The sequence below is a fragment of the Micromonospora noduli genome (assembly GCF_003264365.1).
Taxonomy (GTDB): domain Bacteria; phylum Actinomycetota; class Actinomycetes; order Mycobacteriales; family Micromonosporaceae; genus Micromonospora; species Micromonospora noduli.
This window is the reverse complement of record NZ_PYAK01000190.1, coordinates 1-392: the sequence shown is the minus strand read 5'-3', so window position 1 is coordinate 392 and position 392 is coordinate 1. Positions and strand designations below refer to the sequence as shown.

Here is a 392-nt window from a genome sequence, read left to right as displayed (position 1 = left end):
TTTAAACGATTAACTTCAACTTTACGCCCCAAACCGTTATAAAACACCATAGAGGGAATAGCCACTAGAATACCTAATGCAGTTGCTTTTAATGCTAAAGATAAGTGCAACATAATTACACTTGGATCAATGTCGCCACCGCCGTGACCGATTTGATAGAAAGTTAATAAAATCCCGATAACTGTACCAAGTAAGCCAACATAAGGCGCATTTGCACCGATGGTAGAAATCACTGTCATATTACGGTTTAAATCAATATCTAATGCATGAATAGTAGAATTATGTGCCACGCTTACCTTTCTTAAAAAACGATAACGTTCAATTACCATCGCAAGCATAATAATGCTCATCAGTAATAATAAACCGATGATAAAATAATCACTGTACTGTTG

Annotated in this window: 1 protein-coding gene; it reads right to left on the bottom strand. The window is 35.7% G+C overall.

Annotated elements, in window-relative coordinates:
- A partial coding sequence (gene exbB, locus GUI43_RS33365; protein ID WP_112700736.1) for a TonB-system energizer ExbB occupies positions 1 to 392 on the bottom strand: 392 nt, incomplete at both ends.